We start from the raw sequence: 13,054 nt of genomic DNA on the forward strand, positions 1-13,054 counted from the left end.
CTGATCCGGGCGATTACACCATTGACGCCGATTGCAGACGTGCCAACGGCAGTACTGCGGGCATCACATGAGGGAAGGCCGTTCACCGGCCATGACCGCAATTTTTTTGGCACTCCGAGAGCACGATTCATGATGAGCTGGACTAGAGATATCTACATCAAGCTGCGCTGGCGTTTGAACATGCTGGCGCTGCATACCAAGCGCGAACTGGACTGGCTGACCCGCGGCCGGCGCTATGCGCGCCGCCAGCGTGCCGGCACCGGCGTGATCGTTTCGCTGACGTCGTATCCGCCACGTTTCGGTACGCTGCACCTGACACTGAAATCGTTGCTGTCGCAGTCCCATGTGGCCGACCGCACCATTTTGTGGATCGCACGCGGCGACATGGCCGCGCTGCCGCCGGCGGTGACAAAGCTGCGCGCCGCCGGACTGGAAATCATCCCCTGCGATGATCTGAAGTCGTACAAGAAAATGATCCCGTTATTGCAGCAGGGCTGCAACGCGCCGATCGTGATTGCCGACGACGACGTCCATTACTGGCCGGAGTGGCTGGAGCAACTGATGGCAGCGCGCGACCCGGCTCGGCTCGAGGTGATCTGCCACCGGATGCACCGCGTGAAGCTGGGCGCTGACGGGCTGCCTGTCGCCTACAACGAATGGGAGTTCGAGACCGCCAATCGCGAGTCGAGCGCGTTGAATTTTCCGACCGGGATCGGGGGCGTCCTGTATCCGCCGAATGTCTTCGGTCCCGAAGTGCTGAATGTCGATGCCTTCACGGCCCATTGCCCGCGTGGTGACGATATCTGGTTCTGGTGGATGGCGCGTGCCAATGGCGCCACCTTCAGGCGCGTGCCCCACCAACAGGAATTTCATACCTGGGAAGGTACCCAGGAGGTCGCGCTATGGAAAGACAATCTGGGCGCGATGATGAACGATAACCAGATCCGGGCGATGATCGGTGCCTACGGTTTTGATACAGAAAGAAAAACAACGTAATGTCTGCAATGTCCAATGCGCGATGGCTGACGCTGTCGCAGGCTTCAAGAATCATCCTGCAGCTCATTTCGCTGACCATTCTCTCGCGGCTGCTGCCGCCTTCCGAATACGGTTTGCTGGCGATGGCAACTGTCGCCACCAATTTCGCATTTCTGCTGCGCGATATGGGCACCGGCGCCGCCGTCGTGCAAAAGGAAAACCTGACCGAGCAAACCACGAGCACCGTGTTCTGGCTGAACATGGCCATGGGCCTGTTCCTGACGCTGGCCCTGGTCCTCGCATCGCCATTCCTGGCGGCGTACTTCCGTATCGACCGGCTCGCACCGGTACTGTGCCTGTTGTCGATCGTGTTTCCGATCACGAGCGCCAGTGCCGTGCACCAGTCGCTGGTGGAACGCCGGTCCGGCTTCAAGACGCTGGCGCGCATCGAGATCGTGTCATCGGTCGTCGGCCTCACGGTCGCGATCACGCTGGCCTACCTGGGCTACGGCGTGTACAGCCTGGTGTGGAATTCCCTGGTCTCGGCAGCGCTCTCGTCCACGCAATTGTGGCTGGCAAGTCCCTGGCGGCCCAAGAAAATCTGGAGCGCGCCCGAACTGCGGTCCTTGTGGGGCTTCAGCGGCAATCTGACCGGTTTTAACTTCATCAACTTTTTCGCGCGCAATGCCGACAGCATGGTGATCGGCCGCGTGCTGGGCTCGGTGCAGCTGGGCATCTACGGCCAGGCCTACAAGGTCATGATGTTCCCGTTGCAAAGCATGAGCTACGTCGCTGGCCGGGCCCTGTTCCCGGTGATGAGCCGGCAGCAAGCCGAGCGCGACAAGATGGCGGGGTTGTATTTCCGCGCGCTGGCCATGATCGCCACCCTGACGGCGCCGATGATGGCGGGTCTGTGGGTATTGCGTGAGCCGTTCGTTGCCATCGCACTGGGCAAGCAGTGGGCGCAGGTTCCCATTGTTCTCGCCTGGCTGGCGCCCGTCGGGTTTCTGCAGTCGCTGATTTCGACGACGGGTTCGGTCTTCATGTCGACGGGTCGCACCGATCTGATGATGCGGCTGGGCTTGCTGGGCTCCGTCCTGCAGGTCGGCAGCTTTTTCATCGGTGTCAATTGGGGTATCGAGGGCGTTGCGGCCTGCTATCTGATTGCCAATATCCTCAACGGTCTTCCGCATTTCTATTACGCGACGCGGGAATTGCACACCAGCCTGGCCGGATTGCTGCGCGTGATCTGGCAGCCGGTGATGTTTTCGATGGCGATGGTCGCGGTCATCTATCCGCTGTATACCGTGGTGTCGAACGGCGGTCATGCGCCACAGACGATCCTGATGACCGTTACCCTGACGGGCGCCGTGATCTATGGGGCATTGATCATGCTGTTTTCGAAAGCCGTGGTACAGAGCTGCAAACAAATGATCGGCATGAAGACCGGGTGATCGTGCCCGGCATGTTGCGAGTCCCGCGCTGTTACACCTTATCGAGATCGACGACGTTCATATGGAAAACCTGATTACCGTTTATATACCCACCAAGAACCGCCTTGATCTGTTGAAGCGCGCCGTCAATTCCGTGTTGTCGCAGACGCATCGGCCGATCGAACTCATTATCGTGTCCGACGGTTCGACGGATGGCACCTGCGACTATGTGAACGGGCTGAACGAAAACGTCGCGATCACGCTGATTCACAACGACGCGTCGGTGGGCGCCTGTGCGGCGCGCAATCAGGCGATACAGGTGGCGCGGGGCGAGTTCATCACCGGTCTGGACGACGATGATATTTTTCTTCCGCACCGACTGGCGACCTTTCTGGCAGCCTGGCGCCGCCAGCAGGAAAGCGGCGTGCGCTTCTCGTGCCTGTTCGACCGGCGCATCATCAACGACGGCGACAGCGTGGCGCTGTGGGATACGCAAGCATCGGTATCGGCCGACGAGATCGTCCAGTCGAATGCCGTGGGCAATCAGGTGTTTACGACACCGCAGCGCATGAAGGACGCCGGCGCTTTCGATCCGGCGATGCCGGCCTGGCAGGATTGGGATATGTGGGTGCGGCTGATCAAGACCGGTGGCCCGGCGTACAGCATCCAGGCCAACACCTACATCATGGATATTTCGCACGAGTTCGAGCGGATCACCAAAAAGTCGTCCGAGAAAATCGTTCGCGCTGCCCACCTGTTTTATGAAAAGCACTGCCAGCCTGGCGACCGGGCCGGCTTGCTGTATTCGTTGGCAGGGTACGACCAGATACGGCTGACGCTCAGCGATCTGGGCATCATGCTGCGTTCAAAACATGCGAAATTCGCGTTGAAGAAAATCAGGGCCGGCAAGTTCAAGATGTCGCTGGCCAATTCGATCCGCTAAGCTAAGCCGGTCGACCGATCATTTTCTTTACCTGGCGCTTGATCAGCGCCTTGGTTTGCCCCTTGAAATGACGCACCTTGCCGACCACGGTCCAGAAGGTATTGAGCTTGACGATGGATTCTGTCAGCCGGTAATAGTGGGACGTGAAGAGCTTGGCGTGGCTGCGCTGATTCAGGATCGAATACACGAGGCCACTTTCGCGGCTATGTATGAGCCGGCACGGCTCGGTCGCGGTCAACGGATGAATCGCCAGTGTATAGGCGACCGGGCCGGTCAGCCTGAACGTGCCATGCGCACCGGTGTCGTTGCGCCATGGCAGATAGCGATCGATATTGGCCAGCACCGACAGGATCACGGCGCGCAAAAAAGGGTGGCCCGGCGCGCAGATGATGTGCCATTGCTGGTATTCGCCGTGGTCGATATGCGCGAGTTCCCGGTGCATGCCCCAGCCAAGGCGGTCCAGGTTATCCGGGTCGTCCCATTGCCCCAGCAGATAGCGATCCGACGGCGTAATGAAGTCGTCGAATGGGCGCGTCATCGTGCTCTTGATGTCCAGATAGGCGCCGCCGACTTTATACAGCAGCAGATAGCGAAAGAGGTCAGCGCGCGCTGCACCGTAGTTTGGATTGATGCGCTCGTAATAGCGCAGGATCTTCGCGCCGTAATGCTCCATGATGAATTGCTTCATCATGGGCTCGTCGTACCGGGTGTGCGTCCAGTCCGGATTGAGCCCCCTGATGAAGTCGACGTTGTTCGCCAGCTCCTCGGTAAACGTCCGCGCACCAAAAAAACATTGGTGGATCTGCTTGGGTATGGCGTTCCCCATCGCGAAGACAGGGAGGTCGTATTTCTCGGTGCGGTCAGCCAGTGCGTGCTTCGTATTCAACAAATCTTCTCCTGATCCGGTCTGCTGCCTTCAGGCGCAGCCATCCATTGCCTGCAACAGCGCATCGTCACTGTCGCTAAATTTGCGCGCGAACATCATTGGCCCACTGCCATAGACATCGTCGGCGCCAAATTGCGGTTTGCTGCGGAAGTAGTCCACGTGTTGTGCCGACATACTGGCCGGGCTGGCGCCCCCTGCGCTCCAGTCGGTATAGGTCAGGTTGCGCCTGACGTTTGCCATCAACGGTGAATTTCCCAGGATCGTGTGCAGGAACGTCTCGTCCGCATATTGGGTCCCCTTGAAAAACCGGACCAGTGCCGGATTGCGCCCGGTGTAGGCGACGAGGTATTCGCACGCCGCCCGCGTGAGGGCCCACCAGGTCGAGCCGCCATACGGTTTCAACGCTCCCAGCGCAGGCTGGTAATCGCGCTCGCGCGGGATGATGCGGGCTTTGAGCAATATGCGCAGGGTCAAGCGGTGCAGGGACGACAAGGTCGGGCGCAGCGTGTACGCGGTCAGGCGCGCCAGTGGTTTGCCGGCTGCTGCACAGGGCATCGGCACGAGATTGATGTATTCGGCGTCGGGCTGGCCGGCGAAGAACGCGTTGATGGACGCTGTCGGCCATAACGGATAATCGACGCCACTGAGCAACACGAAACGTGTGAAAGGACCTGCCGCCAGCGCCGTTTTCATCAACAGCAGAATTGCATCCACCTGAGAGAAGTCGCCCCAGTGCACGGCAACTGGCGCTGGCAACAGCGTGACGTCATCCGCCTTCAGGTGCGCAAATAGACGCTGGTCGGCTTTCTTGTCCACATGGATAAAGAACGCCGTGCCATCCGAGCGCAGGCGCGCTATCAACCGCTGCAGGTGTGCGGGGTTACCATGCGCCAGTAATAAATAAGCGATCAATTCTGTCTCCGTGTATTCCACGATGAAGTGTCCGTCCAGACGCGGCCGCAGCCGCAGGCACGTGTTTCAACTGCCGGCATCAGCTCAATCGCGGCGTGGCTGGCGATTGGCCAGCTGCGTCATCAATTCCGTCAGGCGCGCTGCAGCCGCCGGGAAGGTGAACTTGTCGAGCGACGCCTGGCGCGCATTGCGCGACAACGCATTGCGTAGTGCGGCATCTTCCCAGACCGTGCGCAGCGCGCGCACCATGGCCGGTACATCGTTCGGTGGCACCAGCAAGCCATCGACGCCGTCGACGACATAATCATCCGTCCCGGCGCAGGCAGTCGCGACCATGGGCACGCCGCGCATCATCGATTCGATGACTGTCACCTGGCCCGAAGGCGCGTTCACGTCCGCGATCGGAATGACATTCACGCGTGAGTACAGCGCCAGTTGATGGCATTGCGCCAGCGTCAGATTGGAGCGAAAGCTCACGCAGGGCGGTGCCTGGATATGGGCGGTGGCGTGCGTACCGGCGACGATGATCGTCTTGTAGCCCAGTTGCCCGGCAGCGTCGGCGAGCAGCGCGTAATCGCGGTTGGCGGTGCCCAGCGCGACGATATACGGGTCATCGACCTCGTCCGTCCAGATGGCGGAATCCGGCAATTCGGCGCTGAGCGGCACGAAGACAAAGCGCTCCCGCGGCAGCTGCAACCAAGTGCTGTAGATCTCGATTTCGGCCCGCGAATGGACCACAAACAGGTCCACCGCAGGCAGGCAGAAGCGGGCCAGCTTGCCCTTGATGCCGCCATAAGGCTGGGCCAGGTTGAAGCACCACGCAATCAGCGGCACGTTCTTGCGGCCACTGAGCGTCTTGAGCAGTGCGACGATGACGGCCAGCTGCGGAAATGCCGTGACGATCCCGGTAGGGTGCTTGCCGAATGTTTGCCTGAAACCCCGCCAGCCGTGGCGCAGGTAATCGAACCATTCGCGGCGCGACGACACGGCGCGCGAACGGTCGTGATCGTAATCGGCCGGCACTTGCCGGGTACGGTGCAGGCGCGCGTCGATGAACGGCATCAACCAGCCAGGCCAGGTAGTCTTAACGAACGGGGACAATACGAGCCAATCCATGCTGCACGATCCAATCAATTGAAAAACAAGGGTTGCCGGTATCAGGCAACGTGGCCTGGGAGGCCAAGGAGCAGGAAGTCGACATTCTGGTGGCGCATCGTGCGGCGCAGCGAAGCACTGTCGGTCGCCACGCTCAGGGCCATGCCCGTTCTGCTCTGATGCCCGTACAGCAGCAGCAGCAGGCCAAGCGCAGCGCTGTCGAGGCTGCAATCTGCGCGCAACGCGAGATGCAGCCGGCGTGGCTGCGCCGTGGCGCGCGCGAGCGCAAGCCGCAGTGCGCCGAGCGCCGCATCGCGCCAGGCGCCGTCCAGGGTCAGGGTGTACAACTGGCCATCGTCGCTTTCCTGCAGCACGGGCGCAGCCGTGGCCGCGCGCAGACGCCGCGCGTCCAGTGCCGCGGGCAAGGCGCGGGTGGTGAGCAGGCGCACGAGCGCCACGCCGTCACCCCAGTAGCGCCGCCACAGCGCCGGCTCTTCCTTGATGCGCCACAACCATTCCAGGCCGAGCCGGCCAACGAGGGCAGGCGCGCGGCTGACCGTGCCTGCAACGAAGTTGACCACCGCGCCCAGGTGGCTGACCAGCGGCGTGTCCAGCGCGGCCAGATTGTGTTCGATCCACGCCTGACCGCGCTTGGCGCCCAGCGACACGACGAGCAGGTCGGCATGGCTGGCGTTGATGCGTTCGATGATGGCGGGCGTGCTCATGTCTTCGATCGTCCCGAAGCCTGGCGAATACGCCCCCACGCACCGCATGCGACCCTCGCCAGCGTTGAGCACATCGGCGGCCTGCTGCGCGACGCCGTCCGGTCCACCGAAGAAAAACACACCCAGCGGCATGGCGCGCTGATCACGCAGGCGTTCGAAGACGGTCGCCCCCGCAACGCGGTCCGTGAACGGCAAGCCCAGCAATTTTGCCAGCCACACGACCGGCATGCCGTCGGCGAGCGACAGCGACGAGCGCAGCACCGAGTCACGAAACGCCGGATCCTGCTGGCTGGTGATCAAAAAGTTCAGATTCGGCGTCGAGAAGAAGCAGCGCTCGCCACTGCCGGCGCGTGCCAGCAGCAAGTCCACGGTTTGCTGCATGTCCAGCGCGTCGAACGGCAGGCCCAGCACGCAGTACACGGGGCGTGTGAAGTCGGTGACGACGGGCGCACGCTCATGCGGGGTCAGCACAAGATTATTCACTGTCACGTTTTGACCTCACCCATGCAACTTGACGACGGAACAGAAAGCGGAAATACAGCGGTATTTTCGCCAGGACGTAGACGACAGCCAGCGCCAGCTCCTTGCCGCTCAGCACGGCGCGGCCATGACGCCACCACGCCAGCAGGATCGCCACACCAAGCGCAGCGCCCGCCAGCACGCCCAGCAGCAGCGGCGCAACCGGGCCGCCGGCCAGGGCGAGCAGCAAGCTCAAGCCCGTGATCGCACAGACCAGCAGCACGAGCAGCGCCAGCGGCGGCACGCACAGGTCGAGGCCGAACGCGAACAGGCTGGCACTGCGGCGGCGGATGGCGCCAGACAGCGCAGCCGGGGCGGCGCTCGCGATGACACTGAGATGGCCATGCTCCCAGCGCGTACGCTGGCTTTGCACGCCTTCGGCGCTGCTCGGGAAATGGCTGTACACCAGCGCGTGCGGACAGAACATCGGCGGCGTGCCAGCCAGCGCCAGGTCCAGGCCGAGCTTCATGTCTTCCACAATGTGGCCGGTCGCGAGGTTGGCACTGCGGATCGTTTGCCACGGGAACGCCATGCCGGTGCCCATGAGCTGGCATGGCCAGCCGAGCCGGAACCAGCCCAGCGGTCGTACCTTGTTTTTCACGAGCCAGGCAAATTCGGCGATTTTTTTCAACGGTCCGCTGCCGGCCGGTGCATGCATCAGGTACAGCGCCTGCACTGGCCGGCGATGGTGAGCGGCCAGCGTTGCAAGGCGGGCAATTGCGCCTTCGCCCACGATGCAGTCGGCGTCGACAATCACGACGACGTCCGGTGGCGCGTCGGCCAGGGCGTTCACGCCGAAGTCCAGGGCATAGCCCTTGCCGCGCAGTTGCGCGTGGCTGCGCTCGATGACCTGGGCGCCGGCCTGACGGGCCACCTCGGCAGTGCGGTCGGAGCAGTTGTCAGCAACGACGAGAATACGGTCGCTCACACTCAGCTGGGGTTGCAGGCTCGACAGGGTGGCGAGCAAGCCTCCCTCTTCGTTATGGGCAGGGATCAGGACGGCAATGCTCGGACGCGGGCCGGGCGCCGGTGCTGCACTGCGCACAGGGCGCCATGCCAGCAGTGCCTGAGCCAGCAGGACCGTGACTGGCACCAAAATGATGCACAGCAACATCAGCAGGGCGATCGAAAACGCTTGAATCAAGGGACTGTTTTCCTAAAAGTGGATGGCCGGGGCCTGAGGCTGAACAGAGCGGCCTGCAACGGCAACGCTACCGGGCGGTAACACCGACAGCGACGAGGCTGGACGCGTTATTTACCGCTATTTTGATCAATAGCAATATCATAAGCGAAATTTCAGATGCATGAATGGTAACGAACGCACCTATGGATCGATGCGGCGTATCGACGAAAAAAAGCCGCGCACCCGGCGCGGCTGGACATTCAGACAGCAAACACTCAGGTTGATGGAACGAGTGTCGCGTTGACGGACGACGGCCCACTGGTCCCGCTGGACGCGATCAACACGATCGACGCGTTGGCTGGCCACAGGATGCGTACCGATCTTCCATCAACCAGGTCCCACGTGTCGTGCGTGAAGGTGTTGCCCGATTTTACTTGCAGGCGCAGTCTGGCGCCACCGGTGGCGCGCACCGTGAAGTTGACATAGGTGCCCGCCTGCGGCTTGGCCCACTTGACTGGCGTCAAACCCGTGTTGTTGGCGTTTACATAGACGGTCTTGGTCGTCGTCGCACCAAACGAGAAATTCTGCGTGAGCGGGTCGTAGGCGGCCGTGCCCGTGCCGGACTGCCTGTACCAACCGCCGCGCATCGACACGATGTTCATGTTTTGCTGCGGTGTGTTTCTTGCAGCCATCATGTCGCCGTTGCCGTCGACCCAGGCTTGCGCCGACGTCACTTGACGCAGCGCAGCGCGGATTTTGTCGAGCTGGTCCGCAACCGAGTTGTCCCAACCTTTTGGCATCAGGTTGAACCCGGAATCGTTTTCGGCATAGATCACGAACGGCGTGCCTGTATTGCGGTCAACGACGTAGGCGCCATACAACTTGAGCGTTTCGACGATCTTCCTCAGGTCGGGATTGACGATCGCGCTGCTGTCGAAGTTCGGTGGCAGCATCAACAGCGAGCCTTGCGGAATGGCGCCGGTGTTGGCCGATGCCGAATTGTCGGCCGCCGTCGCCGGGAACACATAGGCAGGGTGGCTGGCGCCGTTGGCCAGGCCGTTGAACGTCAACGACATCGCAAGCGCGTGCGGGTAGGCGGCAAGACCGTCCTTGATTTCATGTTTGCGGATCAGACCAGCCGATGCAGGAATGCCCACCGCGCGTGCGCCCTGGTAATAGTGCGAAGGATCGCCCCAGCCAGTCCCGCCCAGCTTGCTCCAGGAATACATCGCCGCGGTCCAGCGGCCATTCTGCTGCCTGAGCTGCCAGAACGAATGGACGATATTCGTGACCGGATCGACGATATCGGCGTGGCCATCGGTACCGGAAGCCGGCAACACGGCCGCAGGCCAGCGAGGCAATGTGATGACGCGGTTGGTCCCGCTGTCGGGGTCAGCGACACCGACGGTCTTGGTGGCGGTCGAACCCGGGCCGACGATGGTCATCGGTGCATCGGTCGCGGAAGCGAGGAAGACGCCGGTGGAATAGGCGCCGGAGGCGACGGTCGGGAAGTAGCTGGACTTCGGAATCTGGAACGTGCCGAAGACCGGGTTGAGGGGGCGCGAGTTCCACAGGGAATCTGCTGCATAAGGACGTAAATAGGTGCCAAAGACACCGTCGAGCGCGTTCGACGGCGTCGTTTGCGCCGCGGGCACCTGTGCCGAGGGTGAGACGGATGGTGTCGTCGAGGCTGGTACAGATGGGCTCGCCGCAGATGCGACGGGCGCGGTGGAGACCGAGCCGCTCGACTGGAGTGCGGGGGGCGTCACGCTGGTGGTCGGCATGACCTGTGCAGGCACGAGTTTGGCCGAGTCGCCGTTGTCGACGGTCGGCGCGGTCACGGTAGCGACTGGTGCGCCGATGGTCGACACGGTCATTGCTGCGGTGGCCGAATCGTTTTCAGCGCCCCCGCCGCCACATGCGGCCAGCGACGTACAAAGTAGTGTGGAGACGACCTTGACGGTCACCGTGCGTGAAAATAGTGTCATATGGGTATCTTCAATATCAGGGAGTATCGGATGCGGTATCAGGCTCTTCGCTCTCAGCCTGTCAGATGACGCCAATATTACGTTAGGGAAAGCAATTCCACACGGCAAAAAAGATTTTTATAGGAAACTATTGGGGATTTGCAACAGAAGATTGCCCGTCTTGCTATGGGCATTAAAAAAGTATTACCGGATGATGTGATCGAATTGAAACGACGCGATCACGACACTTGTGATTCTCATAAAGAGCGATTTCGAAACTTGAGGTCGGCCATCAGAAATCGTCATTACATTCAGCAGCATCCGTATTGACATGCAAGTTTGTTTTAAATACTTGAGGTCAAATCAAATGGCCATATCGGCATGTACGACGAGGCAGTGGCGCCCGAGGCGGTCGACCGGATCGTCTCGCCAGTGAACTGGCCAAAGCGGACGATTACGTGTGGAAGGTGACCGGGCGATTGAAAATTTTACATATCAAGCAGTTGATCTGCTCGGCGCCAGCCGACTACGAGGTGTACTGTGACTTCAGGGACGTGCCGCTCATCGGCGAATCGTTGGGTGGCAATCTCTGGATCCAATTGCGGACGTTTGCATTCCGTCGCGACGCCTGCGATCGTTATTTCCGCGGCGAGTTTTCCAAATCATTTGTGCTTGAAAAGAAATTCTTTCAAACCATGAAAGAGGAATTGGAAAAGCGGAATACCCAGATCATTCCGCGTTTTCGCTTGCAGCCGATTATCGATGGATATTCCGGGTATTCCAACGCCAATTATCGCAGTGCCAGTTACAGGGCAAAAGAGAAACTGCGTATGGTTGCCCGTACAATCGCGCCGGGCGGATGGTTGTGCGTGCGGTCGATCTCAGGGCAGCTTGACCAGTGACGCCTTGACCGTCGATGCGCCGCCGGCGCCGCTGGTCGCGGTCAGTGTCAACTTGGCGTTTGCAGGCCATACAAACCGCGTGGATTGCCCGTTCCCCAGGTCCCTGGTCTCTTCGGTCACGATGTCATTGCTCTTGACCTGCAGACGCAACGTGGCGCCGCCCGTCGCGCTGACCGCCAGTTCGACATGGGCTTTTTCTGATGGCTTCGCCCAGTTCACGCGGGTCAGCCCAGCGTTACTTGCATTGACATACACGGACTTGCCACTCGCCGGTTCGAACACGAGACGCTGTTCGGCCGTGTCGTAGGCTGCCGTGCCGGCGCCCGACTGCCGCGACCACGGCCCCCGCATCGACAGGATGTTCATGTTCTGCTGCGCCTTGATCGCCGCGTTGGCCGTGTTGCCGTTGCCATCGATCCAGCCCTGTACCGCCGTCACCTGGCGCAGGCTGGCGCGGATCTCGTCGAGCTGGCTGGCGACCTTGCCGTCCCAGCCCGTGGGCATCAGGTTGAATCCCGTGTCGTTTTCCACATAGATCACGAACGGTGTGCCGGTGTTGTAATCGACCACATAGGCGCCGTACATTTTGAGCGTCTCGACGATCTTCTTCAGGTCGGGGTTGGTGATCTCGCTGCTGTCGAAGCTGCGCGGCAGCATGAGCAGTGCGCCCTGGGGAATGGCGCCGGTATTGGCCGCTGCCGTATTGTCGGCCGAGGTGGCAGGGAACACATAGGCAGGGCTGCTGACCCCATTGGCCAGGCCATTCTTCGTCAACGACATCGCAAGCGCGTGCGGGTAGGTGGCCAGACCATCCTTGATTTCATGCTTGCGGATCAAGCCAGCCGACGCGGGAATGCCCACCGCCCGGGCGCCCTGGTAATAGTGCGCAGGATCACCCCAGCCGTTGCCCGACAGCTTGCTCCACGAATACAGGGCAGCCGTCCAGCGGCCATCCTTCTGCTTCAATTGCCAGAACGAATGGATGGTCTGCGTCACCGGATCGACGATGTCGGCATGGCCATCCGTGCCCGAGGCCGGCAACACCCCAGCAGGCCAGCGGGGAAGGGTGATGACGCGGTTGCCGCCGCTGTCAGGGTCGGCAACCCCCACCGTGTGGGCGTCGGTGGAGCCAGGCCCGACGATGGTCATGGGCTTGTCCGTCGCCGACGCAAGAAAGACGCCGGTCGAATAGGCGCCCGACGCCACGGTGGGAAAGTAGCGCGATCTGGGAATCACGAACGTGCCGAACGTCGGATTGACCGGACGCGCATTCCACAAGGACGTCGCCACGTAGGGGCGCAGATAACTGCCAAAGGGCGCAGGGTGCGCACTCGCGCTGGCAGATGTTGTCGCTGCGCTCGCGTGCGCTACTGTCGTGGCATGCACGGAGGGCCCGATGGTGCCGGCTTTTGCGTGCACCGACAGGTTGCCACCGCCTGTCGGCGCTGCATGGGACAGGCCGCCGTGCGGACTGGTCGCGGGACCGACGACATCGCAGGCGGCCAGCGCCGTACAAACCAGGGGCGCAAGCAGGCGCAGCATCGTTACGTTCGGTGGAAATGTCATGTCGATCC

General features: G+C 61.4%; 11 protein-coding genes. 4 read left to right on the plus strand and 7 right to left on the minus strand.

The features are described 5' to 3' along the window. The first annotated feature begins 21 nt into the window (after positions 1 to 21). From AC1MGT_RS21865 to AC1MGT_RS21875, 3 genes are all read left to right on the plus strand, one after another. Complete coding sequence (locus AC1MGT_RS21865) at positions 22 to 996, plus strand: hypothetical protein (protein ID WP_499502070.1); 975 nt, start codon at positions 22 to 24, stop codon at positions 994 to 996. Further along, positions 996 to 2,429: an MOP flippase family protein gene (locus AC1MGT_RS21870; RefSeq protein ID WP_499502071.1), complete on the plus strand. Its 1,434-nt coding sequence runs from the start codon at positions 996 to 998 to the stop codon at positions 2,427 to 2,429. Before AC1MGT_RS21865 ends, AC1MGT_RS21870 begins: the two co-directional genes overlap by 1 nt. 61 nt (positions 2,430 to 2,490) lie before the next feature. Further along, on the plus strand, positions 2,491 to 3,351 hold the full coding sequence (locus tag AC1MGT_RS21875; protein WP_499502072.1) for a glycosyltransferase: 861 nt from the start codon (positions 2,491 to 2,493) through the stop codon (positions 3,349 to 3,351). Position 3,352: 1 nt separating this feature from the next. Here the strand turns inward: AC1MGT_RS21875 and AC1MGT_RS21880 are convergent, their stop codons facing one another. The 6 genes from AC1MGT_RS21880 to AC1MGT_RS21905 all read right to left on the minus strand — a co-directional run bounded on the left by AC1MGT_RS21880 (position 3,353) and on the right by AC1MGT_RS21905 (position 10,599). Continuing rightward, positions 3,353 to 4,237, minus strand: coding sequence for a glycosyltransferase family 32 protein (locus AC1MGT_RS21880; protein WP_499502073.1), 885 nt, complete (start codon positions 4,235 to 4,237; stop codon positions 3,353 to 3,355). Positions 4,238 to 4,267: 30 nt separating this feature from the next. After that, a complete protein-coding gene (locus tag AC1MGT_RS21885; protein ID WP_499502074.1) occupies positions 4,268 to 5,149 on the minus strand; it encodes a beta-1,6-N-acetylglucosaminyltransferase in 882 nt (293 codons plus the stop codon). Positions 5,150 to 5,233: 84 nt separating this feature from the next. Next, positions 5,234 to 6,250, minus strand: a complete 1,017-nt coding sequence (locus AC1MGT_RS21890; RefSeq protein ID WP_499502076.1) for a glycosyltransferase family 4 protein — start codon at positions 6,248 to 6,250, stop codon at positions 5,234 to 5,236. A gap of 56 nt (positions 6,251 to 6,306) precedes the next feature. Then, complete coding sequence (locus AC1MGT_RS21895; protein WP_499502078.1) at positions 6,307 to 7,440, minus strand: WecB/TagA/CpsF family glycosyltransferase; 1,134 nt, start codon at positions 7,438 to 7,440, stop codon at positions 6,307 to 6,309. Positions 7,441 to 7,444: 4 nt separating this feature from the next. Continuing rightward, the gene (locus tag AC1MGT_RS21900) at positions 7,445 to 8,632 is read right to left on the minus strand and encodes a glycosyltransferase family 2 protein (protein WP_499502079.1); all 1,188 of its coding nucleotides are present in this window, start codon (positions 8,630 to 8,632) and stop codon (positions 7,445 to 7,447) included. Positions 8,633 to 8,886: 254 nt separating this feature from the next. Then, positions 8,887 to 10,599 (minus strand): Atrophin-1 multi-domain protein, encoded by a 1,713-nt coding sequence (locus AC1MGT_RS21905; RefSeq protein ID WP_499502081.1) that lies wholly within the window; start codon positions 10,597 to 10,599, stop codon positions 8,887 to 8,889. 437 nt (positions 10,600 to 11,036) lie between these two features. On the opposite strand from AC1MGT_RS21905, the gene AC1MGT_RS21910 reads away from it, so the two are divergent. Continuing rightward, the gene (locus AC1MGT_RS21910; RefSeq protein WP_499502082.1) at positions 11,037 to 11,480 is read left to right on the plus strand and encodes a hypothetical protein; all 444 of its coding nucleotides are present in this window, start codon (positions 11,037 to 11,039) and stop codon (positions 11,478 to 11,480) included. Here the strand turns inward: AC1MGT_RS21910 and AC1MGT_RS21915 are convergent. Next, positions 11,460 to 13,046, minus strand: a complete 1,587-nt coding sequence (locus tag AC1MGT_RS21915; RefSeq protein ID WP_499502083.1) for an Atrophin-1 multi-domain protein — start codon at positions 13,044 to 13,046, stop codon at positions 11,460 to 11,462. The two genes, AC1MGT_RS21910 and AC1MGT_RS21915, sit on opposite strands and share 21 nt — an antisense overlap. Positions 13,047 to 13,054 lie beyond the last annotated feature (8 nt).

It is taken from the genome of Telluria sp. BA11 (assembly GCF_056680305.1).

Coding starts and splice junctions, on each gene's coding strand:
- AC1MGT_RS21870 (WP_499502071.1), top strand. CDS start 996: ATGTCTGCAATGTCCAATGCGCGATGGCTGACGCTGTCGCAGGCTTCA.
- AC1MGT_RS21875 (WP_499502072.1), top strand. CDS start 2,491: ATGGAAAACCTGATTACCGTTTATATACCCACCAAGAACCGCCTTGAT.
- AC1MGT_RS21905 (WP_499502081.1), bottom strand. CDS start 10,599: ATGACACTATTTTCACGCACGGTGACCGTCAAGGTCGTCTCCACACTA.
- AC1MGT_RS21915 (WP_499502083.1), bottom strand. CDS start 13,046: ATGACATTTCCACCGAACGTAACGATGCTGCGCCTGCTTGCGCCCCTG.